The 26,629-nt window shown below is 61.9% G+C and carries 25 protein-coding genes and 1 other RNA gene; 17 read left to right on the top strand and 9 right to left on the bottom strand.

All coding sequences use genetic code 11. The features are described 5' to 3' along the window. Positions 1 to 7 precede the first annotated feature (7 nt). Entirely contained in the window at positions 8 to 280 is a 273-nt protein-coding gene (locus tag KUV72_RS08615; protein WP_222238016.1) for a DUF2218 domain-containing protein, read from the bottom strand. A 184-nt stretch (positions 281 to 464) separates the two neighbouring features. Here KUV72_RS08615 and KUV72_RS08610 point away from each other — a divergent pair, with 184 nt between their 5' ends. From KUV72_RS08610 to KUV72_RS08600, 3 genes are read left to right on the top strand one after another with little or no spacing between them, the layout of a single operon-like run. Continuing rightward, on the top strand, positions 465 to 1,577 hold the full coding sequence (locus KUV72_RS08610; protein ID WP_409995882.1) for an ABC transporter substrate-binding protein: 1,113 nt from the start codon (positions 465 to 467) through the stop codon (positions 1,575 to 1,577). Beyond that, positions 1,567 to 2,634, top strand: coding sequence for a FecCD family ABC transporter permease (locus KUV72_RS08605; protein ID WP_222238015.1), 1,068 nt, complete (start codon positions 1,567 to 1,569; stop codon positions 2,632 to 2,634). Before KUV72_RS08610 ends, KUV72_RS08605 begins: the two co-directional genes overlap by 11 nt. Then, a complete protein-coding gene (locus KUV72_RS08600; protein ID WP_222238014.1) occupies positions 2,628 to 3,377 on the top strand; it encodes an ABC transporter ATP-binding protein in 750 nt (249 codons plus the stop codon). Before KUV72_RS08605 ends, KUV72_RS08600 begins: the two co-directional genes overlap by 7 nt. Before the next feature lie 26 nt (positions 3,378 to 3,403). On the opposite strand, the gene KUV72_RS08595 is transcribed toward KUV72_RS08600, so the two are convergent. From KUV72_RS08595 to grpE, 4 genes are all read right to left on the bottom strand, one after another. Then, positions 3,404 to 4,315, bottom strand: a complete 912-nt coding sequence (locus KUV72_RS08595; protein ID WP_222238013.1) for a DMT family transporter — start codon at positions 4,313 to 4,315, stop codon at positions 3,404 to 3,406. Positions 4,316 to 4,532: 217 nt separating this feature from the next. Beyond that, complete coding sequence (gene dnaJ, locus KUV72_RS08590) at positions 4,533 to 5,669, bottom strand: molecular chaperone DnaJ (protein ID WP_206942452.1); 1,137 nt, start codon at positions 5,667 to 5,669, stop codon at positions 4,533 to 4,535. A gap of 90 nt (positions 5,670 to 5,759) precedes the next feature. Continuing rightward, a complete protein-coding gene (dnaK, locus tag KUV72_RS08585) occupies positions 5,760 to 7,691 on the bottom strand; it encodes a molecular chaperone DnaK (RefSeq protein WP_206942450.1) in 1,932 nt (643 codons plus the stop codon). 151 nt (positions 7,692 to 7,842) lie between these two features. Continuing rightward, the gene (grpE, locus tag KUV72_RS08580; RefSeq protein WP_222162151.1) at positions 7,843 to 8,487 is read right to left on the bottom strand and encodes a nucleotide exchange factor GrpE; all 645 of its coding nucleotides are present in this window, start codon (positions 8,485 to 8,487) and stop codon (positions 7,843 to 7,845) included. A gap of 380 nt (positions 8,488 to 8,867) precedes the next feature. Here grpE and recN point away from each other — a divergent pair, with 380 nt between their 5' ends. Then, the gene (recN, locus tag KUV72_RS08575) at positions 8,868 to 10,541 is read left to right on the top strand and encodes a DNA repair protein RecN (protein WP_222238012.1); all 1,674 of its coding nucleotides are present in this window, start codon (positions 8,868 to 8,870) and stop codon (positions 10,539 to 10,541) included. A gap of 109 nt (positions 10,542 to 10,650) precedes the next feature. On the opposite strand, the gene fur is transcribed toward recN, so the two are convergent. Beyond that, positions 10,651 to 11,097: a ferric iron uptake transcriptional regulator gene (gene fur / locus KUV72_RS08570; RefSeq protein WP_206942445.1), complete on the bottom strand. Its 447-nt coding sequence runs from the start codon at positions 11,095 to 11,097 to the stop codon at positions 10,651 to 10,653. Positions 11,098 to 11,130: 33 nt separating this feature from the next. Between fur and KUV72_RS08565 the strand changes: the two genes are divergently transcribed. Beyond that, positions 11,131 to 11,625 carry an outer membrane protein assembly factor BamE gene (locus tag KUV72_RS08565; protein WP_308126691.1) on the top strand — a complete coding sequence of 165 codons (495 nt, stop codon included), beginning with the start codon at positions 11,131 to 11,133 and terminating at the stop codon, positions 11,623 to 11,625. A 56-nt stretch (positions 11,626 to 11,681) separates the two neighbouring features. Here the strand turns inward: KUV72_RS08565 and KUV72_RS08560 are convergent, their stop codons facing one another. Next, positions 11,682 to 12,011 (bottom strand): RnfH family protein, encoded by a 330-nt coding sequence (locus KUV72_RS08560; protein ID WP_222238011.1) that lies wholly within the window; start codon positions 12,009 to 12,011, stop codon positions 11,682 to 11,684. After that, a complete protein-coding gene (locus tag KUV72_RS08555) occupies positions 12,001 to 12,435 on the bottom strand; it encodes a type II toxin-antitoxin system RatA family toxin (protein ID WP_206942443.1) in 435 nt (144 codons plus the stop codon). Before KUV72_RS08555 ends, KUV72_RS08560 begins: the two co-directional genes overlap by 11 nt. A gap of 248 nt (positions 12,436 to 12,683) precedes the next feature. Between KUV72_RS08555 and smpB the strand changes: the two genes are divergently transcribed. From smpB to KUV72_RS08500, 11 genes are all read left to right on the top strand, one after another. Continuing rightward, positions 12,684 to 13,175, top strand: a complete 492-nt coding sequence (smpB, locus tag KUV72_RS08550) for an SsrA-binding protein SmpB (RefSeq protein ID WP_206942442.1) — start codon at positions 12,684 to 12,686, stop codon at positions 13,173 to 13,175. 54 nt (positions 13,176 to 13,229) lie between these two features. Next, positions 13,230 to 13,609, top strand: a transfer-messenger RNA (tmRNA) gene (ssrA, locus tag KUV72_RS08545). An 808-nt stretch (positions 13,610 to 14,417) separates the two neighbouring features. Then, positions 14,418 to 14,750, top strand: coding sequence for a gamma-glutamylcyclotransferase (locus KUV72_RS08540; RefSeq protein WP_206942404.1), 333 nt, complete (start codon positions 14,418 to 14,420; stop codon positions 14,748 to 14,750). Between the two features lie 195 nt (positions 14,751 to 14,945). Continuing rightward, positions 14,946 to 15,620 carry a response regulator transcription factor gene (locus KUV72_RS08535; RefSeq protein ID WP_206942402.1) on the top strand — a complete coding sequence of 225 codons (675 nt, stop codon included), beginning with the start codon at positions 14,946 to 14,948 and terminating at the stop codon, positions 15,618 to 15,620. Then, positions 15,617 to 17,008, top strand: coding sequence for an ATP-binding protein (locus tag KUV72_RS08530; RefSeq protein ID WP_222238010.1), 1,392 nt, complete (start codon positions 15,617 to 15,619; stop codon positions 17,006 to 17,008). The genes KUV72_RS08535 and KUV72_RS08530 overlap by 4 nt, the downstream gene beginning before the upstream one ends. A gap of 247 nt (positions 17,009 to 17,255) precedes the next feature. Next, positions 17,256 to 19,769 (top strand): EAL domain-containing protein, encoded by a 2,514-nt coding sequence (locus tag KUV72_RS08525; protein ID WP_222238009.1) that lies wholly within the window; start codon positions 17,256 to 17,258, stop codon positions 19,767 to 19,769. 93 nt (positions 19,770 to 19,862) lie between these two features. Then, the gene (mntR, locus tag KUV72_RS08520) at positions 19,863 to 20,309 is read left to right on the top strand and encodes a manganese-binding transcriptional regulator MntR (protein WP_206942395.1); all 447 of its coding nucleotides are present in this window, start codon (positions 19,863 to 19,865) and stop codon (positions 20,307 to 20,309) included. Between the two features lie 197 nt (positions 20,310 to 20,506). After that, the gene (locus KUV72_RS08515; protein WP_206942393.1) at positions 20,507 to 21,520 is read left to right on the top strand and encodes a metal ABC transporter solute-binding protein, Zn/Mn family; all 1,014 of its coding nucleotides are present in this window, start codon (positions 20,507 to 20,509) and stop codon (positions 21,518 to 21,520) included. 54 nt (positions 21,521 to 21,574) lie between these two features. Continuing rightward, positions 21,575 to 22,381 (top strand): metal ABC transporter ATP-binding protein, encoded by an 807-nt coding sequence (locus KUV72_RS08510; protein ID WP_206942391.1) that lies wholly within the window; start codon positions 21,575 to 21,577, stop codon positions 22,379 to 22,381. Then, the gene (locus tag KUV72_RS08505; protein WP_222238008.1) at positions 22,378 to 23,526 is read left to right on the top strand and encodes a metal ABC transporter permease; all 1,149 of its coding nucleotides are present in this window, start codon (positions 22,378 to 22,380) and stop codon (positions 23,524 to 23,526) included. The genes KUV72_RS08510 and KUV72_RS08505 overlap by 4 nt, the downstream gene beginning before the upstream one ends. After that, entirely contained in the window at positions 23,526 to 24,662 is a 1,137-nt protein-coding gene (locus tag KUV72_RS08500) for a metal ABC transporter permease (RefSeq protein WP_222238007.1), read from the top strand. The genes KUV72_RS08505 and KUV72_RS08500 overlap by 1 nt, the downstream gene beginning before the upstream one ends. Before the next feature lie 76 nt (positions 24,663 to 24,738). Here KUV72_RS08500 and KUV72_RS08495 read toward each other — a convergent pair whose 3' ends face one another. Beyond that, a complete protein-coding gene (locus KUV72_RS08495; RefSeq protein ID WP_222238006.1) occupies positions 24,739 to 25,539 on the bottom strand; it encodes a transporter substrate-binding domain-containing protein in 801 nt (266 codons plus the stop codon). Positions 25,540 to 25,673: 134 nt separating this feature from the next. Here KUV72_RS08495 and KUV72_RS08490 point away from each other — a divergent pair, with 134 nt between their 5' ends. Beyond that, positions 25,674 to 26,624 (top strand): LysR family transcriptional regulator, encoded by a 951-nt coding sequence (locus tag KUV72_RS08490; protein ID WP_222238005.1) that lies wholly within the window; start codon positions 25,674 to 25,676, stop codon positions 26,622 to 26,624. Positions 26,625 to 26,629: the final 5 nt, after the last annotated feature.

The following is a 26,629-nucleotide window of genomic DNA, read 5'->3' as shown; positions in this document are numbered from 1 at the left end:
CAGCTTACTACTGCCAGTGAATGCGCAGCGTCTCCTTGCTGGCCATACGCTCCAGGTGGCTGGCCACCACGCCCTGCAAGCGTGCCAGCTGCTCCGCGTCCTGCGCCTCAAGGTCCACCTTGAGCTGCGTCTCTGACGCGGTCATCAGACACTCGCCACCAGGGAAAACCACCCGTCCCGACGCCGCATCCACCTCGAGCTTGTGCGCCCAGTGCTTGCACAGCCGATTGATCAAGCGCTGCCCGGATGACGTCTCGACGATAGCCTGGGAATCCACCATACTGTTCACCGTTTTTACGAATACGAATACGTCGCAGTAGAATAGCGCCGACTCACGCGCCACGTCAGGCAACGCAGCGTTGCCTTTTCTGCGACGGAAGACACCTGGATCGCCCCCAAGCCATGTATGCAGGGCACTCGGCCGTCCTTCACCACCTGAGAACCCAGTCTCGATGAAACCTTTCATGATGTTTGGCCTAGCGGCCCTGTCCCCGTTCGCGGCTGCGGCCGCCATGGCCGATACTACTACTGTCACGGATGTGGCCGGACGCCAGGTCACCCTCGAGACCCCGGTTGAGCGAGTCATTCTTGGCGAAGGCCGCCAGATCTATCTGCTGGGCGCACTTCAGCCCGACGCTCCCTTTGCAGGCGTGGTGGGATGGCGTGAAGACTTCTCCCAGGCCGACCCGGACAGCTACTCGCGCTACGCCGAGAAGTTTCCCGAGTTGCTGGAGCTGCCGACATTCGGCGGCTTCAAGGACGGCACCTTCGACGTCGAGCAGGCCGCCTCGCTGTCTCCCGACGTGGTCCTGATGAACCTGGAAGCTCGCGCCGCTACGGAAGACGCAGGCTACGATGACAAGCTGGCAGAGCTCGACATTCCGATCGTCTACGTGGACTTCCGCGAGGATCCGCTGGCGCATACGATTCCCTCCATGCGCCTGATGGGCGAGCTGCTCGGCAAGCAGCAACAGGCCGAGGCCTTCATCGACTTCTCGGAAGAACAGCTGGCCAAAGTGACCGATGTGATCGCAAAAGCGAATCCCGAGCGTCCCAGCGTATTCATCGATCGCGCCGGTGGCTACTCGGATGACTGCTGCATGAGCTTCGGGCCCGGCAACTTCGGTGAATACGTCGAACTGGCGGGGGGCAGCAACATCGCCGACGGCATCATCCCCACCACCTTCGGCACCCTCAACCCGGAGCAGATCATTGCCGCCAATCCTGACCACGTGGTGGTCACCGGTGGCAACTGGGACGCCTATGTGCCTGGCGGCAACTGGGTTGGCATGGGCCCTGGCGCTGACATGGACGCGGCTCGCACCAAGCTGGAACGGCTGACGCAGCGCACTGCAATGACCGGCATCACTGCCGTGGAGCAGGGTCAGTTCCACGCCATCTGGCACCAGTTCTACAACAGTCCCTACTACTTTGTGGCAGTACAGCAACTGGCCAAGTGGCTCCACCCCGAACTGTTCGAGGACCTGGACCCCGAGGCAACCTTCCAGGAGCTGCACGAGCGCTTCCTGCCCACCGACTACGAGCCCGGCTACTGGATCACTCTGGATGAGCAATGACAGTACGGCGGTCGTCCATCACAGCGGTCGCGACGCCTATCGTGCACTGGTCCTGCGCCGCCAGATCATTCTGGCGGCGCTGGTGGCAGCCCTGGCACTCAGCCTATGTATCGACCTGGCACTGGGGCCAGCCCGCTTCACCCTCGCCGAGGTAGTCGCGGCTCTGCTGACGCCTGACCAGGTCGAGGCACAGGCGCGGGTCATCGTCTGGGAAATACGCATGCCTGTCGCCTTGATGGCCCTGGTCGTCGGTGCCAGCCTGTCCATTGCCGGCGCCCAGATGCAGACCATCCTCAGCAATCCTCTGGCCAGCCCTTTCACCCTGGGTATCTCTGCCGGTGCCAGCTTTGGCGCGGCCCTGGCGCTGGCCTTCGGCGTTGCCATCATCCCGGCAGCACTGGACTACGTCATCCCCATCAACGCCTTTGTCATGGCCATGCTCACGGCGTTCCTCATTCATGCGCTTAGCCTCAAGCGTGGCGTCACTATCGAGACCATCGTGCTGCTAGGCATCGCCATGGTCTTCATCTTCAATTCCCTGATGGCGCTGATTCAGTTCTTTGCCAGCCAGCAAGCGGTATCTGCCGTCGTCTTCTGGACCATGGGCAGCCTGACCAAGGCAACCTGGCCCAAGCTATGGATCGCCCTCGGCGTCTTGCTGCTGGTGGTGCCGCTGCTGGCCCGTCACGGCTGGGCGCTGACGGCGATGCGTCTGGGCGACACCAAGGCGGAAAGCATGGGGCTGAAGCCTCGGCGGCTGCGCCTCGAAGTGCTGGTGCTGGTCTCCCTGCTGGCAGCGGTCTCCGTCGCCTTTGTCGGTACCATCGGCTTTATCGGTCTGGTCGGGCCCCACATCGCCCGCCTGCTGGTCGGAGAGGATCAACGCTTCTTCCTGCCGGGATCCGCCCTGTGTGGCGCCCTGATTCTGTCCATTGGCTCAGTGCTGTCCAAGGTGATCCTGCCAGGCACGGTCATCCCCATCGGTATCATCACCTCGCTGGTGGGAATCCCCTTCTTCCTGTTTCTCGTGCTCAATCATAAGAAGGCCTCATGGTAAGCCTACGTCTTGATCGTCTTTCGGCGCGCTACGGTCGGCGCCAGATTCTTGCCGAGATCACTACCCCGACCTTTCATGGCGGCCAGGTCGTGGCGCTGCTGGGCCCTAACGCCGCTGGCAAGTCGACCCTGTTTCGTCGCGTCTTCGGCGTACTTAAGGGATCCGGACAGGCCATTCTGGAAGGCGCGCGGCAAGATCGCCCGATGGCCTACATGACCCAGGACAACGGCGCCAGCGCAGTGCTGACCGTCTATGAAGCGGTGTTGCTGGCTCGCATGCAAGGGCGCGGCATGAAGGTGCAGCCACAGGACCTGACCCAGGTCGAACGAGCCCTGGCGGAGCTCGGCATCGCCGACCTGAGTGAGCGGGATATCGGGGATTTAAGCGGTGGCCAACGCCAGATGGTCAATGCGGCACAAGCCTTGGTGCAGGAACCCGAGGTGCTGCTGCTGGATGAACCCACCTCTGCGCTGGACCTGCATCGCCAGGTCGGGCTTCTGACCATCCTGCGGCGTCTGGCCAGTGAGCGCGAGATGCTCATCCTCGTGGCCATTCACGACCTGGGACAGGCACTACGCTTCACCGACCAGGCCATGCTGCTGGAACAGGGCCGTCTGGTCGCATGTGGTGCCACCAAAGACGTTGTCACCAGCGAGCTGCTGGAGCGGGTCTACCGCGTCAGAGCCAGGGTTGAACCCTGCTCCATGGGGGTCCCGCAACTGATTGTCGAAGACGCTATCTAGGGAAGTGCTAGATTCGCCCGGCTAGCCTACTTCAACGTGTCAGGGCGCCTGCGGCGAAAGCCTAGGCGGCGCCCTTCCATCGCCGCCAGAGCCGCCCCGCCCAGCATCAGAGGCAGCGCCAGCAGAAAGCCCGACGATAGCGGCTGGCCAAATAGCCAGACGTCTGCCAACACGGGCCAGATCAGCGCAATGTATTCAAAAGGCGCCAGTCGCGACACTTCCGCGAAACGCAGCGCCAGGGTCATGCAGATATGAGCCGCGCCACCGAACAGCCCCGACAGGATCAATAGCGTCAGTGTCTCCGTCGGCAGCGCCACCCAACCCAATGGCCACGTCGCCAGTCCCGCCAGGGTGCACGCCAGCACGAAATAGAACGCGATGGCACCAGCGCCTTCAGTGCGCGAGATACGTCGTACAGTCACCAGCGCAGCAGCCGTCAACGACGCCCCCAACACGCCTAACGCATAACCGGATAGCTGGCCGGCCTTGTGGCTGTCACCGATATCCGGGACAACCAGCACGGCGACCCCAGCGACAGCCAGCATCAGTGCCAGGGCCCGCGGAAGGGTGAAGCGTTCCCCCAGCATCACGACACCGCCGATGGCCATCAGCACGGGGGCGAGCTGTGCCAACAGGGTTGCCTCCGCCACCGGCAATCTGGCCAAGGCAGCGAAGGTGGCAAACATCGACGCAGCGCCAAGACTGGAACGCAGCAGGTGGCCGCCAGGGCGGCGAGTGGCCAGTCCTTTAGGAAATTCGTGACGCCAGGCCAGGAACACCACGATAGGCAGTAGCGCGAAGGCGGAGCGGAAGAACACCACCTGTCCCAGCGGTACGTCGTCACTCACCCATTTCACGCAAATCAGCATCGCCGCAAACAGCAGGCCGGAGCCAATCCGCAGCACGATGCCCGCAAGCGGCCGGTCCTGATCACCCATGGCCTATGCCTTGGTGAATGCGCAGGCTCATGCCCTGTTTTAAGCGCTGGTTTAAGCCCTGGTTTAAGCCCTGATTCAGGCCCTGGCTCATATCCTGGTCCATGTGTCCCCACGTCCTTTTGTGCCTGTCTGACAAACGCCAACCCCCAGCGCATGGCGCCGGGGGTTGGCGGGTCACATCAGCCCGGGTAGTCCCGGGTCGCTGGCCAGCAGCGACTTACAGCTTCATATCTTCAAAGAACTTCTTCACACCGTCGAAGAAGCTCGACTTCTTCGGCGAATGCTGGGCATTGCTGCCACCGAGGCTGTCCTGGAAGCTGCGGAGCAGGTCTTTCTGCTCTTCGCTGAGATTAACCGGTGTTTCCACCACCACGCGGCACAACAGGTCACCCGCGGGGCCTCCGCGAACCGGCTTGACCCCCTTGCCACGCAACCGGAACAGCTTGCCTGTCTGGGTTTCTGCCGGAATCTTCAGCTTGACGCGCCCATCCAGAGTGGGCACTTCCAGCTCTCCACCAAGGGCCGCATCAACAAAGTTGATCGGCACTTCACACTGCAGGTGACGGCCATCCCGTTCGAAGATATGGTGCGGCTTGATCGCCACCTGCACGTACAGATCGCCAGGCGGGCCACCGTTGACCCCAGCCTCGCCCTCACCGTTGAGGCGAATGCGATCACCGGAATCGACGCCAGCCGGAATCTTGACCGACAGGGTGCGGGTCTCGCGCACGCGCCCTTCGCCATGGCACTTGTGGCACGGCACCTTGATGTGCTGGCCGCTGCCATGACAGGTCGGACACGTCTGCTGCACGGCAAAGAAGCCCTGCTGCATGCGTACCTGACCATGACCGTGACAGGTGGGGCAGGTCTCCTTGGTGGAGCCGGGCTCCGCACCATCACCGTCACAGCGCTCACACTCGACGTGGCGAGGCACGCGAATGTCCACACTGGTACCGGCCACGGCACTTTCGAGGTCGAGCTCCAGGTTGTAGCGCAGATCGCTGCCGCGCTGCGGGGCGTTGGGGTTGCGACGACCGCCGCCACCGCCAAAGATGTCACCGAAGACATCCCCGAAGATATCGCTGAAGCCGCCAGCCCCGGCGCCGCCGAAGCCACCACCGCCCTGACCGTCGACGCCGGCATGGCCGAACTGGTCATAGGCCGCGCGCTTCTCGCTGTCGGTCAGTACCTCGTAGGCCTCGGACACTTCACGGAATTTCTCCGCCGAGGTGTCATCGTCCGGGTTGCGGTCCGGGTGGTACTTCTGTGCCAGCCGCCGATAGGCCTTCTTGATGTCCTTCTGATCGGCACCGCGCTCGACACCCAGTACCTCGTAGTAGTCTCGCTTGGACATGGGTCTGTCCGCCTCCGTAGCGATCCTCAGCAACACCAACGCGGGAGGCAGGCTCCCGCGCTGGTGTCATCCGAGGTTCAGATGTCGTGGTTACTGCTTTTTCTGGTCGTCGTTGACTTCTTCATACTCGGCGTCGACCACGTCATCTTCCTTCTTGGCGCCAGCGCCTGCCTCGGCGTCGCCCGCCTGCTGGCCGGCATCTGCCTGCTCGGCGTACATCTTCTGCGCCAGGTTGCCGGAGGCCTCGGTCAAGGCATCAAGCTTGGCCTGGATGGCGTCCTTGTCATCGCCTTGCAGGGCTTCTTCGAGTTCCTTGATGGCGCTCTCGATAGCCTGCTTCTCTTCCTCGGACGCCTTGTCACCGGCTTCCTCGAGAGTCTTGCGCGAGGCGTGGATCATGCCATCGGCCTGGTTGCGCAGTGCGACCAGCTCTTCGAACTTCTTGTCCTCATCGGCATGGGCCTCCGCATCGCGGACCATCTGCTCGATCTCGTCATCGGACAGGCCGCTGGAGGCCTTGATGACGATGGACTGCTCCTTGCCGGTCGCCTTGTCCTTGGCGGACACATTGAGGATACCGTTGGCATCCAGGTCGAAGGCAACTTCGATCTGCGGTACGCCACGCGGTGCCGGCGGAATATCGGACAGGTCGAAGCGGCCGAGTGACTTGTTGCCGCTGGACTGCTTGCGCTCACCCTGCAGCACGTGAATGGTCACGGCTGTCTGGTTGTCATCGGCAGTCGAGAACACCTGGGTCTTCTTGGTCGGAATGGTGGTGTTCTTCTCGATCAGCGCCGTCATCACGCCACCCAGGGTCTCGATGCCCAGGGTCAGCGGCGTCACGTCGAGCAGCAGCACGTCCTTGACGTCACCGCCAAGCACGCCGCCCTGAATCGCAGCACCCACAGCCACGGCCTCGTCCGGGTTGACGTCCTTGCGAGCGTCCTTGCCAAAGAACTCGGCCACCTTGGACTGCACCATCGGCATGCGGGTCTGGCCACCGACCAGGATCACGTCGTCGATCTCGGAGGCAGACAGGCCAGCGTCCGACAGAGCGGTCTTGCACGGTGCCAGCGAACGGCTGACCAGCTCTTCCACCAGTGACTCGAGCTTGGCGCGGGTCACCTTGACGTTGAGGTGCTTCGGGCCAGTGTTGTCAGCGGTGATGTAAGGCAGGTTGACGTCGGTCTGCTGCGCGCTGGACAGCTCGATCTTGGCCTTCTCGGCAGCTTCCTTCAGGCGCTGCATCGCCAGGTTGTCCCCGGACAGGTCGATACCGCTGTCGGCCTTGAACTGATCGACCAGGTAGTTGATCAGCTTGAGGTCAAAGTCCTCACCACCCAGGAAGGTATCGCCGTTGGTGGCGAGCACTTCGAACTGGGTTTCGCCGTCGACGTCAGCCACTTCGATGATGGAGATATCGAAGGTACCGCCACCCAGGTCATAGACCGCGATGGTCTTGTCACCGCGCGACTTGTCCATGCCGTAGGCCAGGGCAGCAGCGGTCGGCTCGTTGATGATGCGCTTGACTTCCAGACCGGCAATGCGGCCGGCGTCCTTGGTAGCCTGACGCTGGCTGTCGTTGAAGTAGGCCGGCACGGTGATGACCGCCTCGGTCACGGCTTCGCCAAGATAGTCCTCAGCGGTCTTCTTCATCTTCTTCAGCACTTCAGCGCTGACCTGGGGCGGCGCAAGCTTCTTGCCCTTCACCTCGACCCAGGCGTCACCATTGTCGGCTTCGGCGATGGTGTACGGCACCATCTTGATGTCCTTCTGGACAACGTCGTCCTTGAAACGACGGCCAATCAGACGCTTGATCGCGTACAGGGTGTTTTCCGGGTTGGTCACCGCCTGACGCTTGGCCGCCTGCCCCACCAGAGTCTCGCCATCATCGGTGTAGGCGATGATGGACGGAGTGGTGCGTGCGCCTTCTGCGTTTTCGATTACCTTGGCGCTGTCGCCGTCGAGCACGGCCACACAAGAGTTAGTGGTACCAAGGTCAATGCCGATGATGCGTCCCATAGGAAATCCTCGAATTCGTGTATTGCGTAACTAAAGTTCGTGTTGCGGCGTTAACCGCGGGGTTGCCGACTATCTGGGGGGCGTTATCGCCGTTTTCAAGTCCCCATCCGCTTTCCGGCGCGACAACCCTTAACGTTTTCGGGCGTCCGGCTTAGCCGGCGGCCTGGCTGACGACCACCATGGCCGGGCGCACCAGTCTGCCGTTGAGCACATACCCCTTTTGCATCACGTCCATGACGGTGTTGGGCTCAAGTTCGGGATTGGGCACCATGGCCATGGCCTCGTGGAACTGCGGATCAAACGGCTCGCCATGGGGTTCGACGATGTCGACACCAAACTTGCCCAGCACGTCGAGCTGCATCTTGAGGGTCATGGAAACCCCTTCGCGATGCGCTTCAGAGGCATCTTCGCCCATGGCCTCAAGGGCTTTCTCGAGGCTATCTACCACCGGCAGAAGGTCCTTGATGAACTTCTCCAGCGCGAACTTGCGGGCCTTTTCAGCCTCCGCTTCTGCACGGCGGCGAACGTTCTGCGCCTCTGCCGCTGCACGCAGCGCCTGATCCTTGGCATCGGCCACGCTCTGCTCGAGCTCCTCGACCCGTGCGGCCAGCACCTCAGCCTCAGGATTGTCACTGCCTTCCACGGCGTCGCCCTGGGCGTCATCCTCAGCCAAGTCGATGATGTCATCCAACTCGCCTTCGATCGCTTCGGCAGTCTCTGCAGACTGCTGCGGATCGCCTTCCTGTTCCTGGCGTGCGAGTTCGTCATCCAGCGGGGTCTGGGGATCTTTGGCCATGTGCAGCCTCCTGAAGCATTCCAACAATCGCGGTGGCACCGCCTGTAAAGTGATTGACCGCAAGGAAGCGTGACATCGCCTGCTTCCCTCGGCCGCAAACTGCAGGGATATATGGGGCTGGCCAGGACAATCTCAAGGGCCCCGAAGGCTGATCTGACTCACACGAACAGCCATTCGCCAATGACGGCGCCGACATCGGCACGTCGGCGTGCATTGTCGGCGTGCCTCAACTACTGTATAAAACACCAAGTCATGGATAGATAACCAGTACCCGTCTACCGCCCTCCCGGCACGGATGCGTCCATCCTTCCATCCTCACCGGGATCAAGCATTGAGCACCTACCGCTACCTGCTCCAGGTAGCGTCACCCGGAGGCCCGCATGCTGACCGAACTCTCGATCCAGGATTTTGCCATCGTCGACCACCTCGAGCTTGAGCTTGACGGTGGCATGACCGCTATTACCGGGGAAACCGGTGCAGGCAAGTCCATCCTGCTCGGCGCCCTCGGGCTCTGCCTGGGTGAGCGTGGCGACGCGGGCAGCGTCCGACACGGACAATCTCGCGCCGACCTGAGCGCACGCTTCGATATCAGCGGCCTACCCAATGCACGCACCTGGCTGGAGAGCCGAGAGCTGTCTGCCGATGACTGCCTGCTGCGTCGGGTCGTGACCAAGAGCGGTCGCTCCAAGGCCTGGATCAATGGTCAGCCGGCCACCATCGCTGACTTGAAGTCTCTGGGCGAGACCTTGATCGAGATCCATGGTCAGCATGCCCATCAGGCGCTGCTGGCAGAGGACACCCACCTCAGGCTGCTGGATGACCTGGCCGGCCACCGCGAGTCGGTGGCACGCCTGGCCGAGCTCTACCGTGAGTGGCAGGCCACCCGCCGCCAGCTCAAGCGCCTGGCCGACGACAGCGACGACATTCGTGCGCGTCGGCAGCTGTTGCGCTACCAGGTGGAAGAGCTCGACCAGCTGGGCCTGGGCGAGGAGGAGCTCGACAGCCTGGAACAGGAACAGGAACTTCTCGCCCACGCTGAAACGCGCTTGGCAGAGACCCAGTTTGCACTGGATTGCTGTGACAATGACGAGGGTGGCGCACTGCCGTTGCTGCACCAGGCCACCCAGCGCCTTGCGGCCTTGCCGGGCAGCAACCAGGGGGCACTGGCTAACGCTCTGGCGCTGTTGGGGGATGCCAGCATCCAACTGGAAGAGGCCGGAAGAGAGCTTCACCAGGTCATGGCAAGTGTCGAACTCGACCCTGAGCGCCTGGCATGGGTCGAGCAACGACTGGCTGAAACCCACCGAATCGCCCGCAAGCATCACGTGTTGCCAGAGGAGATCGTCACCCTGCATCAGCGCCTGTCCACCGAGCTGGAAGGCCTTGAGGGTGGCGACGAGGACCTGGAAGCACTGACCGAAAAGGCCGATGCCCTCAAGGCAGAGTGGCGACAGTTGGCGGAAAAGGTCAGCGGTGAACGCCACAAGGCGGCGAAGCGCTTTGGCAAGGAGGTTCAGCAGCAGCTGGCCTTCCTGGCCATGGGCAAGGCGCGCTTCGAGGTAGAAGTCAGCCAGCGCGATGCCGCCGCCCCCGAAGGCATGGACCGGGTGCGCTTCTTGATTGCAGCCAACCCCGGCCAGCCACCCAGGCCTCTGGCCAAGGTCGCCTCTGGGGGTGAGCTGTCACGCATCAGCCTGGCGATTCAGGTCATCGCGGCACAGCACTCGACCATTCCTTGCCTGGTGTTCGATGAAGTGGATGTCGGGGTATCAGGCGCCACGGCCGAGATCGTGGGGCAGCTACTCAAGCGTCTTGGCGAAGGTGGCCAGGTATTGACGGTCACACACCTGCCACAGGTCGCCGCACAGGCGCACCACCATCTGCATATCGAGAAGAAGGCCCGTAAAGACAGCACCTCGACGCATATGGCGCTACTGGACGAGGCCGGACGAGTTGGCGAGCTGGCTCGCATGCTGGGAGGGGTCAAGCTATCCGATCAGACGCTCGCCCATGCCCGCGAGATGCTCGACGCCAGCCAGCGCGCCCACCATTGACCGACGGACACACTGCACACATCCGTCGACAAAAAACAGGCAGACACAACAAAGCCTCCACCCTAGGGCGGAGGCTTGTACACCTGAGCTCAGGCAAGGAGCGCCAATCTTAACGCTTGGCGATACCTTCCTGACGAGTGGCCTTGGAGCCTTTCGGTCTGACGTAGAGGACCAGCGCATGGTCCACGAGCTCAAAACCGTGCTCTTCCGCAATTTCTTGCTGGCGACGCTCGATGGTTTCATCGAAGAACTCGATGATTTCGCCACTTTCCAGGCACACCATGTGGTCATGATGCTCTTCCTGAGAGAGCTCAAAGACCGCATGGCCACCGTCGAAATTGTGTCGTATCACCAGGCCCGCTGACTCGAACTGAGTCAGCACACGATATACCGTGGCCAGGCCTACATCTTCGCCAGCTTCGAGCAACGTCTTGTACACGTCCTCGGCACTCAGGTGGTGCTGATCGGTGGCAGATTCGAGGATCTGCAGGATCTTAACGCGCGGCAGGGTGACTTTCAGTCCGGCCTTGCGCAATTCATGGTTCTTGTCGGCCATGGTTGCTCTTCGCAGTATCAGGTAGGGTCGGGTATGATCGACCGACCCCACGATAGTGAAGAACAGGCGCAAATGCAAAAGCTGACCGGAATTGTCACCCTTTCACTGGCCCTGGCACTGACCAGTGGCTGCACCTATTTCAGCGTGTACAAGCGCGACCTGGCCCAGGGCAACCTGGTGACCAACAATATGGTCGAACAGCTGCGCCCAGGCATGTCACGCCAGGAGGTCATCAACCTGATGGGCTCTCCGCTGCTGGAGGCGCCGTTTAACGCCGAGCAGTGGGACTATGTCTATCGACTGGATGAAGCCTACGGAGATGTGATGCAACGACGCGTCACGCTGACCTTTGCTGGCAACAACTTGGTCAACATCGAGCGCGATGGCGACTTCAGCATGGACCCGGACGTCGCCGGCAAGCATAGCTACGGTGTCGGACCGACCAGCGGCGGGGCCGATGACAACCCCGACGGCGAGGCCAACATCGAACCTATCTACAACCGCACCGTCGATCCCGAGCGGGAGTAAGCCCTCGAACGGATCGGCTGCAGCCCCGACGCACAGGCCCGCGACCGCTGATCATCTCAGCGGTCGCGGGCTGCGCGCTGCGCGCGGGCCTGTTTCGGATCAATCTTCAGCGGGCGATAGACTTCGACACGGTCTCCGTTACGCAGCACGTGCTGCGACGGGTCACGCAGCGTCTTGCCAAAGATGCCAAGGCTGGCATCGGTGAAGGTGTCTGCAGGCAATTCAGGAAACAGCGCCGGCAGATGTGCCGCCGCCACGGCTTGAGTGGCCGTCGTCCCAACCGGAAGTCGCAGCGCCACCAGCCTCTGCTTGTGCGGCAAGGCAAAGGCGACCTCGACCGTGATGCGCTCCTGTGCCGTCGCGGGAGCGTCAGCGTCAGCGTCCATACAGCTCATCAGCACGACGAGTGAAGGCATCTACCTGCTGGCCGGCAATCTGCTGAAAGACCTTGCCGAACGCCATGCCCAACAGCCGACTGGAAAACTCGAAGTCCATTTCCAGGCTCACCTTGCACACGTTGTCGCCCATAGCAGTGAACTTCCAGCGCCCGCTCATGCGCTTGAACGGCCCTTTTACCAACGACAGCTCAATCCGCTCCGGCTCGTGAAGGTCATTACGGGTCACAATGGTCTGCTCGATCCCGGCCCTGCCCAGGGTCATTTCCCCCACCAGGTGTGAAGGCTCTTCCTCCACCAGGCGGGCACGGCGACATCCCGGCAGGAACTCAGGATAGCTTTCGAAATCGTTCACCAGATCGAACATCTGCTTGGGAGTGTGCCGCACCATGGCGGATCGATTGACGGTTGGCATTGACCTCTCCGCTGACTTCCAGAAGCCCAGGGCGTATCATGAGCGGTTGTTTCGGCCTTGAATGGTATCACGCTTCCACCGCCGGACTGGACTCCCTCTTCGAGGAGCAATACCGAGGAGTCATCCAGCCACCAGGCTCGACGGTGCCGTCGTCGCCTTGCTGCAGCGGCAGGAATGGACAGATGCATCAGAGGCCACCCCGATGACGATAACGTCCTCGGGACCGACTCAGAGATCAAAGAGGTTCCATGGCCAGCAAGAAGGGAAAGGACAAGGGTCCTGGCAACAACACCATCGCCCAGAACAAGAAGGCACGCTTCGAGTACCACATCGATGAGACCTTCGAGGCCGGCCTGGCGCTGGCGGGGTGGGAAGTCAAGAGCCTGCGCGCCGGCAAGGCCCAGCTCACCGACACCTACATCCTGGTCAAGAATGGTGAGGCATGGCTATTGGGCAGCCATATCATGCCGCTGAACACGGCCAGCACCCACGAAGTGGCAGACCCCACACGAACACGGAAGCTACTGCTGCACCGCAAGGAGATCGCCAAGATCTTTTCGCGCACCCAGGACAAGGGCCACACCTGCGTCCCACTCAAGCTGTACTGGAAAGGCAGCCGGGTGAAATGCGAGCTTGCGCTGGTAACGGGCAAGAAGCTGCATGACAAGCGCGCTACCGAGAAAGACCGGGACTGGCAGCGGCAGAAAGGTCGCGTAATGAGGGAACAAAATCGCGCCTGAAGCGTCAGATCTGGCACTTCCCGCAGTATCTTTGGTACACTGGCGGGGCGTTACGGGGGCGACATGGTTTCGACGCCGATGACAACCCCTGAGGTGCATGCCGAGAGCGTGATGTATCTCGTAAATCCAACATCACGATTAAATAGTCGCAAACGACGAAAACTACGCTCAGGGCGCGCTGGCAGCTTAAAACCTGTTAGCTTCTTGTCCTACCCGGCGGCGACGCGCTCATCCGTTGCCAATGGGCTATGAGCCAAGATAGGTGAGATCGCGGTTGGCGCTGTCCTCTCGTCAATCGCTAAACTTACGAGGAATCGCGTTTCAGGATCCTGCCCGTCGGAGCCTGAGGCGTTAAACAAAATGACGGAACTAAGCATGTAGAGCCAATGGGCGAGTGTCGGCGGACGCGGGTTCGATTCCCGCCGCCTCCACCAACACCAGAAAAATGCCACCCTTAGCGGTGGCATTTTTCGTTTAACAGCGTCCCCCAGGGCGAGTGTCGGCGCTTTCTACACACCCCGGGCTCGATTCCCACCGCCTCCACCAACACCGACGAAAGAACCTCCCACCGGGAAGTTTTTTTGTGTCTGTGGGTATCAAAGACCGACCCAAGGGCGAGTGTCGGCACTTCCTACACACCCGGGCTCGATTCCCGCCGCCTCCACCAACACCGACGAAAGAACCTCCCACCGGGAAGTTTTTTTGTGTCTGTGGGTATCAAAGACCGACCCAAGGGCGAGTGTCGGCACTTCCTACACACCCGGGTTCGATTCCCGCCGCCTCCACCAACACCGACGAAAAAGCCACCTCATCAGCAGGTGGCTTTTTTGTGTCTGTGGGTATCAAAGACCGACCCCAGGGCGAGTGTCGGCGCTTTTCACACCCCCCGGGCTCGATTCCCGCCGCCTCCACCAACACCGACGAAAAAGCCACCTCATCAGCAGGTGGCTTTTTTGTGTCTGTGGGTATCAAAGACCGACCCCAGGGCGAGTGTCGGCGCGTTCTACCTACCCCGGGTTCGATTCCCGCCGCCTCCACCAAAACCGACAAAAGAACCTCCCCCAGGGGGGGCTGCAGGCATCAGAGACAGGCCGAGGGAGAATGTCGGCACGTACACGCCCCTTCCCAGGCCCTGAGCTCGTCTGCCAGCGCTTCTGCCAGGCATTACACAGGGCCCCGCTTGTGTGGCAATGCCAAGATCTGCAAAATCTCGCTTTATTTCCCATCATAAGGAGCCTACCGATGGACCGCCTTTTTATTTACGGCACACTGGGCCCAGGGCGCCCCAACGAACATGTGATGCAGCGGATTGGCGGGCAATGGGTGGCTGGCACTACCCGTGGACGGCTGCTGGAGGCCGGCTGGGGAGCCGCCATGGGCTCTCCCGGCATGGTGCCGGACGCACAAGGTGAGCTGATCAGCGGTCATGTCTTCGAATCAGACAATTTGCAGCACCACTGGCAGGAGCTCGATGAGTTCGAGGGACCTGAGTACCAACGCGTACTGGTCACCGTCACTCAGCAAGACGGCAGCCAGGTTGACGCTTACATCTACGCGCTTCGCGACCACGACTAGGTCATCCCGAAGCTTGCCTCTTTAGCCCTCTACACCATTGACGGATAGCGAGCGCTCCCCAATGGAGCTCGCGTGGAAAGATTTGCAATGAGACACCTGTCCCCAGGTCAATAGATGGCCAAAACTTAAGACTGCCTTAAGGCCACCTCCGTCATACTGACGACGTTGGCAACGTGCCGGGCGAGGATCTGGGGTATGCGAGCATTATTGGTGGAAGACGACCCGTTGCTGGGTGACGGCATCAAGGTCGCGCTGGAGCGTGAGGGCTACGCCGTGGACTGGTTTACCCAGGGCTCTCAGGCGCTCCGGGCCATGGCGTGCGAACCCTTTTCGGTCATGGTTCTGGACCTGGGTCTACCGGACTGCGATGGGGTCGATCTACTGCGTCGCCTGCGCCTTACCAGCTCTCTGCCCGTTCTTATCTTGACCGCTCGAGATGCCATCGAGGACCGCATTCAAGGACTGGACGCCGGTGCCGATGACTACGTGCTCAAGCCATTTGACCTGCAGGAGCTGCTGGCCCGCCTGCGTGTCATCACGCGGCGCGCCGCCGGGCGCGCCAGCTCGACCGTCGACATTGGTTGCCTGTCCATCGATGAAGCTCGACACCTTGTGGACTGGCAGGGACACCAGGTCACTCTGAGTCGACGCGAATTTGCCCTGCTGTCTGAACTTGCCAGGCACCCTGGCCAGGTGCTGTCGCGGCCCCGGCTGGAAGGACTGCTGTATGGCTGGGGCGAGGAGCTCGAATCCAATGCACTTGAAGTGCATGTCCACCACCTTCGTAAGAAGCTTCACAAGGAAATGATCACCACAGTGCGCGGCATCGGATACCGCCTCAACACTGATTTCCTGGCGCCTTCCCCATGATGTCGATTCGTCGCTACCTGTTCAGAACCCTGGCGCTGACGCTGACCCTGGTGACCATTCTTTCGGTCATCGCCGCCTGGCTGATCTCGCAGAACGAGCTGGAAGAAATTCTTGATGCGCAGCTGGCCATCACCGGTCGCGGGTTGATGAGCATGCTCCCCGCCGAACCTGAGGCGGAAGATTACGAGCGCCTGGCACAGTGGATGGATCAACGTAAAGCAAGCACCAGGCTCTACGCCGAAAGCGGTGCGGTGCGCAGCCTCGACCAGGCTGACGGACAGACCTTTCACCATGAAGAACGCAAGGTCGGCTTTGGCCTGTGGAACGATGCCGGCAAGCCCCTGCTGATCGGCCCGGGCTGGCATGATGCCAAAGCTCAGATGACCGCTCCCGTCGAGCAAGGCTTCCGCTGGCGCTCGCTGGAGGAATCGCGTTGGCGAGTGTTCGCCCTGCACGATGACTCCCGTGGGCTATGGTTGCAGATCGGCATCGAGCGGGAGTTTTTCTCCGATATCATCGAGAGAATTGCCCTTAACCAGCTGTGGCCGATGGTATTGCTGATGCCCCTTTGCCTATTGCTGGTGCTGCGCCATATTCGCCGCGGCCTGACGCCGATCCGTCGCTTGTCCGAGCAAGTCGAGCACCGTGATTCCGGCGACCTGGGCGAAATCCTGCTCGACGTACCCGATGAATTGAAAGGCTTGAGGGGCGCCCTGAATGACTTTCTGAAACGCCTGAAGGCCGCCCTGGAGAAGGAGCGACGGTTCACCGCCGATGCGGCGCACGAGCTACGCACCCCGTTGGCCGCCATGAAGATCCACCTGGACAATGCTATCGCTGGCGAGAGCAACGCCCTGCCCAAGGCACGTCAGGGCGTCGAGCGCCTGCAGCGCGTGGTCGAGCAGTTGCTGGTGCTCGCCAGGGTCGATCGACACTCGAGTGCAGCACATGAGCAGGTGGATCTACGCGCCCTGCTGCAGGACCTGGCCGCGGAGCTCTGGCCGCTGGCCCAGGCCCGGAATCAAATCATCGAGCTGGTCGATCTGCCCCACGTCTTCGTTGCCGGTAACGCCACCGAGATCGGCATCATGGTGCGCAACCTGATGGACAATGCGTTGCGCTATTCTCCCGACAACAGCACCGTTCATGTGACCCTGGAATCGGCGTCCTCCGGCCCGATACTGTGCATTCTCGATAGTGGTCCAGGCATCGCCGAGAGCCACCTCAATCGCGTGAGCGAACGCTTCCACAGAGCCAGCGACTCATCGGTGACTGGCAGCGGTCTTGGGCTCTCCATCGTTACCGCCATGGCACGTCAACAGGGCGTGAGTCTGTCACTCTCCAATCGGTCCCAGGGCGGCTTGTGCGCACGCCTGGCGTGGTCTTAGGTCGGCTCAAGGGCGCACCATGGCGCCCCCGTCCCAACGGACAACACAGCACTATTAGACGGCGAAGTATGTAAGGCATTCCTCCCTTCTTGAGCGGCACACAGCGCCCGTTTTCCACAAAAATGTGCACGATCCCCGCCTCTCCTGGCACGTCCTTCGCTCAACAAGTCTTTGCCCTACGCGCCAGGCCATGCTAATCAATGAGGGTGTGTTCGAAGGCTTTCCCACAAGAGACCGCCTCTACCTCATGCCTCCCCTTTTCATCAGCTACCCACAGGTAGCCCAGGCCATCCAAGGTGAACATATTCCCTGGCTCGTGGTGCTGTCTTGCCTGGTGGCGCTGGTGTCGGTCTACTCTGCCATGGCCGTGGCAGAAAGGGTCAATGCCTCCCGCTGGAAGCACCGCCGTCAGATCTGGTGGCTTGCCGGGGGCACCATGATGGGACTTGGCATCTGGAGCATGCACTTCACCGGCATGCTGGCCTATCGCCTGCCCTTTCCTGCCCATCATAGCCTGGGCCTGACCCTGGTCTCTCTGCTGCCCGCTATAGCAGCAGGGCTCATTGCGGTTGCTGCCATGGCACGCAAGGGACTTTCCACCGTTCACAAGGTGGTCGCAGGCTGCATTCTCAGCGCGGGAATTGCCACCATGCATTACACCGGCATGGCGGCCATGCAGCTACCTGCGAGCATGCGCTTTTCGCCGACTCCGCTGATCTTGTCTCTGCTGATTTCTCTGCCGTTCGGCATCGCCAGTATTCATTGCTTTCACGCCGCGAGAGACCTACCCCGCTTTCATGGCATTCGTCTCGGCAGCCTCATCGCGGCAACCTTGGCATCGCTGGCCATTTGCAGCATGCACTACTCGGCCATGATGGCCGTGCACTTCTTGCCCGAACCAGGCTGGGAGGCGATTCCCCACAGTGCTGGCCATGACGCTATAGTGGCGATCGCCGTTATCGTGCTTGCCTCATTGTTCGCATTGACGGCGCTGGCGTCGGTGCTGGTCGATCGCAAACTCCAGGACAGCGCCGCCCGCATGCAGGTGTCCCGGCGTCAGCTGGTGGATGTCATCGAGTCGATGCACGATGGCGTCGTGCTGCTCGACCAGCGCGCACGTATGGTGATGTGCAACCACGCCTTCGAGACGTTGACCGGGGTGCCGCACACCGATCTCCAGGGCCACTCGCTGCTGCGCCTCAATACCCTGCTGCGCTTCGATCACTATCGCGGCAACATTCTGCGTTCGCTGAAAGAGAACGGCGCCTGGATCGGCGATGTGGAGGTTCGTCATCGTGCCGGCCATCGCTTTCCCGCACGCCTTAGCATCAACCGCGTGCGCGCCGAAGAAGACAGCGCAGGCCACTTCGTGGCGACGCTCAGTGATACCACGGCGCACCACAATGCCCAGCAGCGCATCCGCTATCAGGCCTATCACGATGCCCTGACGACACTGCCCAACCGTAGTTCGCTGCAAGAACGCATCCATGCGCTGCAGCTGGCCAGTGATGTCAGCGGGCGCCATATCATGCTGCTGCTTGTCGATATCGATAACTTCAAGGGCATCAACGACGCCCTGGGGCAGGCCACCGGCGATCGCCTGCTCAAGGCCCTGGCCGCCAGATTGAAGCCCTGGGCCAGACAACCGAGCGATCTGGCACGCCTTTCCAGCAACGAATTCGCCCTGCTCTATGACGGACTGTCAGTGACGCCAGAGAGTGCCATGGACCAAGCCCGCAGCAAGGCCCGGCAGGTGCTGGAAAGCCTCAACGGCGACTACTCCCTCGCCGGAGAGCGTCACAGTTGCCACGTCAGCGGGGGCTTCCTGCTGTTTCGCGGGGGAGAGCTTGGCGTCGGCGAGCTGCTCAAGCGGGCAGGACTGGCGCTTCTTGAAAGCAAGTGCGAAGGGGTACAGCGCCCCTGTGCCTTTGAAGCCTGCATGGTTGAACGACTGGACGCACGCCTCAGGCTGGAGCGACAGCTCAAGACCGCCGTCGAGGAAGATCAGCTACGACTTCACATGCAGCCACAGGTGGATGATCTGGGCAACATCCTCGGCGCCGAGATGCTGCTGCGCTGGGAACACCCCGAACGCGGTCTGATCTCCCCCAGCACCTTCATCAGCCTGGCGGAGGAAACCGGCCAGATTGTCGACCTGGGCAACTGGGTGCTGCACCAGACCTGCCAGCTGCTGGCCGAGTGGCAGCAGCATGAGCACCGACGACATTGGACTCTGTCGGTCAATGTCAGCGCGAGAGAGTTTCAACGCGCTGATTTTGTCTCCGGGGTCAAGGCAGCCTTGGCCAAGACCGGTGCCCCCGCCCGCCAGCTCACCCTGGAGCTCACCGAATCGCTGATGCTGGGAGAGGCCTATCCGGTGATCGATACTCTGGGCCAGCTGCGTGATCTCGGAGTGCGCTTCGCCATCGATGACTTCGGCACCGGATACTCCTCTCTGGCGTATCTCAAGCGGCTTCCCCTGGATACGCTCAAGATCGACGTTGCGTTTGTTCGCGACCTGACCGAAGACCCTACCGCAGCCCCCATCGCCCAGACCATTATCGCCCTCGCCCAGACCCTCAAGCTGGGCGTCATTGCGGAAGGCGTCGAGACCACTGCACAACAGGAGCGACTGCTGGAGCTTGGCTGTCGCTCCTTTCAGGGCTACCTTTACTCGGCCCCGCTTCCGCTCAAGCAGTTCCTGGCACTCGCGACACGCCCCTGCTTGCCGATGACCGAACCCGCGCCAAGTCAACAATAGGGCAGCCTCACTGGCATCACGGCAGCGCCAAACTTGCAATACTGTCACCAATTGGCAAGATGGACACCTTGACCCGAGGCGATACCATCCCCCATGAACGACCCCCTCAACCACGACGAACGCGCATCGCTGATCTCTCCTGAAAGCCACGTCGAGGGGTTTCGCAAGGCAAGGGATGCTCGCCGCACCGAGCTCATCGAAGACTATGTCGAGTTGATCTCGGATCTGATCACCGACGGCGGTGAAGCGCGTCAGACGGATATCGCCCGCCGCCTGGGCGTGGCCCAGCCCACGGTGGCCAAGATGCTCAAGCGCCTCGACGAGGAAGGCCTGATCATCAAGCGGCCCTATCGCGGCATCTTCCTCACCGAGAAGGGGCAGGCCCTGGCGGATGCCAGTCGCGAACGCCACCAGATCGTCGAAGCGGTGCTGATCAAACTCGGCATCACTCCCGAAACCGCCAGGGTCGACGCCGAAGGCATTGAACATCACGTCAGCGCAGAAACGCTGGCGGCCTTCGAGCGCTTCCTCGAGCCCTGACAGACTTCAACGCTGCCAGACCCTGCGCCCACGCCTGGCGTCGGCCCAAATATAGTCAACGTCCATTGATGCGATTGAGGCGCGCCTCTTGACGATTGCCCTGTATCTCGCCAAAACTTAGCCTTGTCTATAAATGATAGCCAAATGGCACGTTGGCGAGATACTCGCGCTTGCCCATCATCAAGGGAGTCCTGTTCATGCGTCGTTCGGCCCTTCTGCTTCCGCTGCTGACGGCTACCAGCCTGTCGAGTATCGGCCTTGCCCATGCTCAGGATGACACCGCTGGGGAGGTATCACCCCTCGCCACCGTCGTGACCATCGGGATGCTCAGTGATCTGGTCGAGCAGGTGGGCGGAGACTGTGTTGCGGTCAACACCATGATGGGTCCGGGCATCGATCCACATCTCTACCAGGCGAGCGCCCGGGACGTGCACGATCTCGATGAGGCCGAGCTGATTCTTTACAGCGGCTTTTCACTGGAGGGTCAGCTGGGCAAGGTCTTCGAGCGATTCTCGCGCATCAAGCCCACCGCTGCCGTCAGTGAGCAGGCGATTACCGACGATCAGGTTATCCACACCCAGGACGCCTACGGCGTGGACCCCCACCTGTGGATGGATGCGGCGCTCTGGGCCCAGAACATCCCGACCATTGCCGCCCTGCTTAGCGAGCAGCGCCCTGACTGCGCTGCGGCGATCGATGCGCGTGCAGAGGCCTACCAGGCATCGCTGCTCGCGCTCGATGAGTGGATCCAGGCCAGTATCGACAGTATCCCAGCCGATCAACGCATCCTGCTGACCGCCCACGATGCGTTTGGCTATTACGGCCGCGCCTATGGCATCGAGGTTGCCGGCATTCAGGGGCTTTCCACCGCCACTGAGACCGGTGTCGCCGATATTCGGCGCATGGCAGACAAGGTCGTGGCCCAGGGGGTACCCGCCATGTTTGTGGAGAGCACCATCAACCCACGTACGGTGCAGGCGGTCATCGATGCGGCTGCCGACCAGGGCCACCGTATCGCTATCGGCGGGCAGCTTTACTCTGATGCCATGGGCGATGAGAACACCCCGGAAGGGACTTATATCGGCATGCTGAAGAGTAATACCGAGCAGATTGTCGCGGCACTCGGTGGACACACCGTTGCCTGGCCAGACAGCCTCGCCGACTGGACCGAGCGAGTGGCACAAGCCACCCAGATGCCCAGCGAACCTTAAGTATGTAGCGCGCGTCGCCCTGCCAGACGGGGCGACGGCGACAGGAGCGACCCCATGAGCCAGCAGCTGCACGAACCGAACCTTGCCCTGCACGTAGAGGACCTGACCGTCAGCTACCACGGCAAGCCCGTATTGTGGGACATCGACTTCGACGTGCCGCCAGGCGTGATGGCCGCCATTGTCGGGCCCAACGGTGCCGGCAAGAGCACGCTGATCAAGAGCATCCTCGGCCTGGTCCCGAGCATCGCTGGCCACGTCACCCTGCACGGCCATCCCTACCGCCAGGCCCGGCGCCGCGTCGGCTATGTGCCGCAGCGCTCGACGGTGGACTGGGACTTTCCCACCACGGCGCTGGACGTCGTCACCATGGGACTTTACGGACGCCTGGGATGGCTCAGGCGTCCGGGGCGACGCGAGCGACGTGAGGCCATGGCGGCGCTCGAGATGGTGGGCATGGAACGCTTCGCCGAGCGCCAGATCAGCCAGCTTTCCGGCGGCCAGCAGCAGCGGGTATTCCTTGCCCGCGCCCTGGTGCAGAACGCCGATGTCTATTTCCTTGATGAGCCCATGGCCGGCGTCGACGCGACCACGGAGCGCGCCATCGTCGATATCCTCAGGCGTCTGCGCGATCAGGGAAAGACGGTCATCGTGGTGCATCACGATCTGCAGACGGTTCGCAGCTACTTCGACTGGATGCTGATGCTCAATGTCCGCGTGATCGCCCAAGGTCCGGTGGATGAGGTCTACACCGCCGACAATCTGCGGCGTGCCTATGGGGGCCAGATTGCCCTGCTTGACGATGTCACCAGTGCCATCCCCGGCCCACGCGCCCCGGCCAATTCTGAGGAGGTGCCGGGATGAGCCTGGCCAGCCTCCTCGGTGACTACACTCTGCAGAATGTGGTGCTCGGTGCTGCCATGCTGGGACTGGTGAGCGGCGTGCTGGGCTCTTTTGCGGTGCTGCGCAAGCAGAGCCTGCTCGGCGATACCCTGTCCCATGCAGCGCTGCCAGGGGTCTGCCTGGGCTTCATCATCGCCGGGGGTCGTGAAATGGGCAGCATTCTTGCTGGCGCGCTGTTCACTGGCTCCCTGGCTGCCCTGGTGATGCTGCTGCTGACCCGCATGAGTCGGCTCAAGACCGACGCCGCCCTGGGCATCTCGCTGAGCGTCTTCTTCGCTATCGGCGTAGTGCTGCTGACGTACATTCAAGGCACGGGCAACGCCTCCCAGGGCGGCCTGGATGCCTTTCTGTTCGGCCAGGCGGCGGCCACGCTGAGAAGCGACCTGTGGATCATGGCTGCCGTGGGCGGCGTGGCCCTGGCCCTGGTCGCCGGCCTGTGGAAAGAGTTCAAGCTGGTGTCCTTCGATGCCCAGTTTGCCGCGACCCAAGGCATGCCAGTGTCGCTGCTGGATGGGTTGATGACGATCATGATCGCCCTGGCGGTGGTCATTGGCCTGCAGATGGTCGGCGTGGTGCTGATGGCTGCCATGGTCATCGCCCCTGCCGTTGCCGCCCGTCAGTGGGCCAACCGGCTCGAGTCGATGGTGGCATTGTCGGCGCTGTTCGGCATTCTCGGCGGTGTCGTGGGCGCCGTCATCAGCGCCACGGGCCCCGGCCTTGCGACGGGTCCGCTGATCATCCTGAGCCTTTCCAGCGTGGTCCTGGTGTCCCTGCTATTCGCCCCCAGACGTGGCTTCTTGTGGGAGATCCTCAAGCTGCGACGTGACCGACGCCAGCTCCGCTACCAGCGCGTGCTGACCACGCTTTACCAGCTGGCAAGCCACCACGCAGACCGCCACTATCGCTCAGAAAAACGCATGCTGGACACCTACCTGGGCGCAGATAGCCGCAGGGCTCTTGCCCGCCTGATGGCTCGCGGACTGATCATCGAGCAGGCCCCTCCCCCCCATGAGCCCGGCAACAACAAACGCTGGGTACTGACGCCAGCAGGCTGCCAGGAGGCAGAACGCATTCTGGCGACGCTCGGGCAGGAGCAAGCACACTAATGGCCACCCTATTCGACAACATTCCACTGATGATCATGCTGGTCGGGGCGCTGGTGGGCATCGCCTCTAGCCTGGTCGGCACCTTTCTGGTGCTGCGCGGGACCAGCATGCTGTCAGACGCCATCGGTCACTCTATCGTGCTCGGCATCGTGGTCGTCTGGCTGGCGACCCATCAAGCCAACGGCCCGGTGCAGATCATCGGCGCAGCGCTGACCGGCATCCTTACCGTCTTCTTGACCGAACTGCTGGTCTCGACGCAAAGGGTCAAGAAGGATGCCGCCATTGGTCTGGTGTTTCCCGTGCTGTTTTCGCTGGGCGTGCTGCTGATCAACCTTTACGCCAGCGACGTGCATATCGACGCCCATACGGTGCTGCTGGGGGAAATCGGCTTCGTCTGGCTCGATACCCTGACCATCGGAGGCGCGGAGGTGCCCCGCGCGCTAATCTCCATGGGCGCCATGACCTTGCTCAACCTGCTGTTCGTGGCGGCCTTTTACAAGGAGCTGAAGCTCGCCACCTTCGACGAGGCCCTGGCCAAGGCATTAGGCTTCGCCCCCACGGCACTGTTCTATGCCTTGCTGATGTTGACCAGCGGTACCGCCGTCGCAGCCTTCGATGCTGTGGGTGCGGTGCTGTTCGTGGCATTCGTCATTGTTCCGCCATCCGCGGCGTATCTGCTCACCGACCGGCTATGGAAGATCTTTGTCTATGCCTCGCTGATCGCGGCCGCCTCCAGCGTCTCCGGCTATATGCTGGCGGTGGCATGGGACGTGTCGATTGGCGGCATGATGGCCGTCATGACCGGCGTCTTCCTGGCTCTGGCCTTTCTGCTCGGTCCGCGCTATGGCCTGTGCGCCCAGTGGCTGAGCCGTCGCCGCCAGCGTGACCTCAACGAAAGCCGTACCCTGATGGTGCACCTCTATCACCACGAAGATGGCCCCGAAAAGGCGGTGGAAAACGTGACCCAGGCGCTGCGCGAGCATCTTATGTGGACACCTGCCAGGGCGCGTCGCGCGGTTGAGTTATCCCGCCAGCGCCAGCTTGTCGTGCAGGAGGGTGAGCGCTTGCACCTCACCCAGGCGGGCCGGCACATGGCGCGAGAGATTCTGGAGCCAGGCGCCAAGGACGGCAGCTGATACCAGGCAGCGACGTCAACGGGGCAGCCAGAGGCTGCCCCGTTGACGTTAAACTGGCAGAAGCACAGCTCTTGCCTCAGATCTTGATATCGTAGTCCACGTACTTGTGCATCAGCTCGTCGTAGGTGCCGTCTTCCTTGATCTCGGCCAGGGCCTGATTGAACTGTGCGGCCAGGTCTTCGTCGCGAGGACGAAACGCCACCGCCACACCGTGGCCAAAGTAGGACTTGGGCTCGCGAATCAGCTCGGAGCTGACCACCACCTCGCTGTCGGGCTCATCCACCTGCAGGTTGGCCAGCGCCAGCGGGTAGTACATGAAGGCGCTGTCCAGGCGTCCGGTCTTGACGTCCAGCGCCAGGTCCTCGGCGGTGGCATAGCGACGCACTTCCATGATGTCGCCGTAGGTATCGGTGATGAAGCGATCACGAATGGTGCCGCGCTGCACGCCAACGGTCAGGCCCTCCAGGCTCGCACGGTCGTCGGGATCCACTTCACTGCCGCGCAGCGTCACCCAGACGCTGGGGTTGGAATAGTAGGGCTCGGAGAACAACACCTGCTGGCGACGCTCTTCAGTGATCGCCATGGACGACATGATGGCGTCGTACTTGCGGGCCATCAGCCCCGGGATGATGCCATCCCAGCTTTGCTCGACCCATTCACATTGACGCTGGATGCGCCGACACACTTCTTCCCCAAGCTCTACCTCGAAGCCCGTCAGGGTGCCATCAGGCAAGCGGTACTCGAAGGGCTCGAACGGGATATCCACCCCCAGCTTGAGCGGCTCGTCGGCCTGGGCCGTTGTCACCAGGGTCGAAGCCGACAAAGCGGTGAGCCCCAGCAGGGCACTCAATAGCACAGGGCGAGAAAACGATCGCATCCGTAAGTTCCTTTTTGCGTTATGGTTATTGGTCTATGCCTTGTGGGCACAAAGAGTCTGCCACTCTCTGTCACCCTCGCCAAGTTGCCTGCGACATGCTGACAACCACCGGTCATCATCGATAAGGAACGACAATGCTCAACGGCCGCGCTCTGGCGTATCTGTGCGAAGTACAGCGACGTGGTTCCCTGCGGGGCGCAGCCATCCACCTGAATGTGGACGTCTCCGCCATCAGTCGCTTGATCCGTCGCCAGGAAGAAGAGCTTTCGATCCCATTGCTGACCCGCCACCCAGATGGCGTCACCCTGACCGAAGCCGGCCGCCTGCTGGTGGAACACCATCGCGCTCGATGCGATGCCGAAACGGCAACGCTGTCGCGCCTGAGCGCGCTTCAGAGCCTGGATAGCGGTGAGGTCAGAGTGGCCGTGGGCGAGGGCTTTATCGCTGACCTGGTCAATGCCCCCTTGCAGACCTTCATGACGGCGCATGCTGGCATCGACATTGTGGTGGTCATGGCCGGCGTCAACGAGGCCATGGCGTTGGTCCGTGACCGCGAGGTGGATCTGGCCCTGCTGTACGCGCCACCCATGGACCCGCTACTGCGTTGTCATGTGGAGCGCCGCCACCCCCTGGATCTGATCGTGCCTGCCGACCATCCGCTGACTCGGCGCCAGGCACCATTGACCCTGGCCGAAATCAGCGATTGGCCACTGGGGCTGATGGACAGCCCCTTTGGCATGCGCCAGATGGTCGATCAGGTCGCCCATCAGGAGCGCCTCCATCTGCGTTCACGGCTGCATACCAACTCGGTCACCGTCCTGAGGAATTTCGTCAGGTCCGGTAGCGGCGTCACCTTTATGCCCGAGTTGACCGTCGCCGATGACATCGCCCAGGGGCTGATTCGGGTGCTGCCGCTGGCACATCCGGTGCTCAACGGGGCCCGCGCTCAGATCGTCAGTCGTCAAGGCCGGCCATTGCCGGTGGCGGCAGAGGCCTGCCTGGCGCATCTGCGTCGCGGCATGCGCTTCTTTGCCGATGATGCGCCACGCCTGCTGGCCCCACATCGCCAGAGCGGCGTTGCCTGAGGGCC

It is taken from the genome of Halomonas sp. DP4Y7-1, from assembly GCF_019800705.1.
Taxonomy (GTDB): domain Bacteria; phylum Pseudomonadota; class Gammaproteobacteria; order Pseudomonadales; family Halomonadaceae; genus Halomonas; species Halomonas litopenaei_A.
Note: the sequence above shows the minus strand (reverse complement) of the source record. Positions and strands in the feature narration are given on the sequence as shown.

What these genes read in the sequence shown, in the direction of transcription:
- dnaK (WP_206942450.1), bottom strand. Translation starts at nt 7,691, where the DNA reads ATGGGACGCATCATCGGCATTGACCTTGGTACCACTAACTCTTGTGTG.
- grpE (WP_222162151.1), bottom strand. Translation starts at nt 8,487, where the DNA reads ATGGCCAAAGATCCCCAGACCCCGCTGGATGACGAACTCGCACGCCAG.
- KUV72_RS08600 (WP_222238014.1), top strand. Translation starts at nt 2,628, where the DNA reads ATGGTAAGCCTACGTCTTGATCGTCTTTCGGCGCGCTACGGTCGGCGC.
- KUV72_RS08495 (WP_222238006.1), bottom strand. Translation starts at nt 25,539, where the DNA reads ATGCGATCGTTTTCTCGCCCTGTGCTATTGAGTGCCCTGCTGGGGCTC.
- KUV72_RS08615 (WP_222238016.1), bottom strand. Translation starts at nt 280, where the DNA reads ATGGTGGATTCCCAGGCTATCGTCGAGACGTCATCCGGGCAGCGCTTG.
- KUV72_RS08510 (WP_206942391.1), top strand. Translation starts at nt 21,575, where the DNA reads ATGAGCCAGCAGCTGCACGAACCGAACCTTGCCCTGCACGTAGAGGAC.
- KUV72_RS08535 (WP_206942402.1), top strand. Translation starts at nt 14,946, where the DNA reads ATGCGAGCATTATTGGTGGAAGACGACCCGTTGCTGGGTGACGGCATC.
- KUV72_RS08610 (WP_409995882.1), top strand. Translation starts at nt 465, where the DNA reads ATGATGTTTGGCCTAGCGGCCCTGTCCCCGTTCGCGGCTGCGGCCGCC.
- KUV72_RS08530 (WP_222238010.1), top strand. Translation starts at nt 15,617, where the DNA reads ATGATGTCGATTCGTCGCTACCTGTTCAGAACCCTGGCGCTGACGCTG.
- KUV72_RS08595 (WP_222238013.1), bottom strand. Translation starts at nt 4,315, where the DNA reads ATGGGTGATCAGGACCGGCCGCTTGCGGGCATCGTGCTGCGGATTGGC.
- mntR (WP_206942395.1), top strand. Translation starts at nt 19,863, where the DNA reads ATGAACGACCCCCTCAACCACGACGAACGCGCATCGCTGATCTCTCCT.
- recN (WP_222238012.1), top strand. Translation starts at nt 8,868, where the DNA reads ATGCTGACCGAACTCTCGATCCAGGATTTTGCCATCGTCGACCACCTC.
- smpB (WP_206942442.1), top strand. Translation starts at nt 12,684, where the DNA reads ATGGCCAGCAAGAAGGGAAAGGACAAGGGTCCTGGCAACAACACCATC.
- KUV72_RS08515 (WP_206942393.1), top strand. Translation starts at nt 20,507, where the DNA reads ATGCGTCGTTCGGCCCTTCTGCTTCCGCTGCTGACGGCTACCAGCCTG.
- KUV72_RS08500 (WP_222238007.1), top strand. Translation starts at nt 23,526, where the DNA reads ATGGCCACCCTATTCGACAACATTCCACTGATGATCATGCTGGTCGGG.
- KUV72_RS08525 (WP_222238009.1), top strand. Translation starts at nt 17,256, where the DNA reads ATGCCTCCCCTTTTCATCAGCTACCCACAGGTAGCCCAGGCCATCCAA.
- KUV72_RS08560 (WP_222238011.1), bottom strand. Translation starts at nt 12,011, where the DNA reads ATGGACGCTGACGCTGACGCTCCCGCGACGGCACAGGAGCGCATCACG.
- fur (WP_206942445.1), bottom strand. Translation starts at nt 11,097, where the DNA reads ATGGCCGACAAGAACCATGAATTGCGCAAGGCCGGACTGAAAGTCACC.
- KUV72_RS08565 (WP_308126691.1), top strand. Translation starts at nt 11,131, where the DNA reads ATGATCGACCGACCCCACGATAGTGAAGAACAGGCGCAAATGCAAAAG.
- KUV72_RS08555 (WP_206942443.1), bottom strand. Translation starts at nt 12,435, where the DNA reads ATGCCAACCGTCAATCGATCCGCCATGGTGCGGCACACTCCCAAGCAG.
- dnaJ (WP_206942452.1), bottom strand. Translation starts at nt 5,669, where the DNA reads ATGTCCAAGCGAGACTACTACGAGGTACTGGGTGTCGAGCGCGGTGCC.
- KUV72_RS08605 (WP_222238015.1), top strand. Translation starts at nt 1,567, where the DNA reads ATGAGCAATGACAGTACGGCGGTCGTCCATCACAGCGGTCGCGACGCC.
- KUV72_RS08540 (WP_206942404.1), top strand. Translation starts at nt 14,418, where the DNA reads ATGGACCGCCTTTTTATTTACGGCACACTGGGCCCAGGGCGCCCCAAC.
- KUV72_RS08490 (WP_222238005.1), top strand. Translation starts at nt 25,674, where the DNA reads ATGCTCAACGGCCGCGCTCTGGCGTATCTGTGCGAAGTACAGCGACGT.
- KUV72_RS08505 (WP_222238008.1), top strand. Translation starts at nt 22,378, where the DNA reads ATGAGCCTGGCCAGCCTCCTCGGTGACTACACTCTGCAGAATGTGGTG.